The following is a 1041-nucleotide window of genomic DNA, read 5'->3' on the forward strand; positions in this document are numbered from 1 at the left end:
CTTCGTTACCATAGCATCATTATTATGACCGATGCTGACGTTGACGGCTCACACATCCGTACTTTATTGCTTACCTTCTTCTTCAGGCAGATGCGTGAAATCATTGAGCGAGGCCATGTCTTTATCGCCATGCCACCTCTTTATAAAGTGAAGAAAGGCAAGCAAGAACAGTATTTAAAAGATGAGAAATCTTTAGAAGCTTATCTGACGCAAACAGCGCTAGATGGTGCACAGTTATTCGTAAATGAAGATGCTCCTGCTTTAACTGGCGAGGCATTAGAAGCCTTAGTAAATGATTATCGTATTGCCTCAGATGCGATTTCAAGATTGTCTCGTACGTACCCTGAGAAAGTCCTTCAAGCATTATTGAAAGTCAAAGGCCTTACTTCTGAAAACTTAAAAGATGAGAATGAAGTAAAAACTTGGACTGATGCATTGGCTGAGAATTTGGGTCTAGACACATCTACCGGTACAAACTACGTGACATCAGTTTTTGCTGATCAAGAAACAGGATTGTTCTTACCTAAGATCGAAGCTTATGTTCATGGAATTTCGACACCATATATATTCAAATCAGACTTCTTTGAATCAGGTTCTTACTTAGCTATTGTGAAAACTGCTGAAGCCTTACTTGGTTTATTAGAAGACAATGCATTTGTGGTGAAGGGTGAAAAGAATATTCCGGTGAAAGACTTCGGTTCTCTCATTGATTTACTTATGAAAGATGCACAGAGAGGATTATCGATCCAACGCTATAAAGGTTTGGGTGAAATGAACCCAGATCAATTATGGGAAACTACAATGGATCCAGACACTCGCAGAATGATGAAGGTAAATATCGAAGACGCCGTTGCAGCTGATATGATATTCACAACGCTAATGGGTGATGAAGTGGAACCTCGTCGTGACTTCATTCAATCTAATGCTCTAGAAGTCACCAACCTAGATGTATAGCTAGAAGATTATCGAATGTTCTGTTAAAGCCGTACTTTGAATAAAAGTACGGCTTTTTGTTATCTGATCTTTGTTACTCAGCGTTAG

1 protein-coding gene is annotated in these 1041 nt (G+C 39.4%); it reads left to right on the forward strand.

The genetic code is table 11. The features are described from left to right. The coding region (locus tag A3739_RS04820; protein ID WP_231877011.1) for a toprim domain-containing protein at positions 1-954 on the forward strand (954 nt) is incomplete at its 5' end. Positions 955-1041 lie beyond the last annotated feature (87 nt).

The organism is Oleiphilus sp. HI0067 (assembly GCF_001635735.1).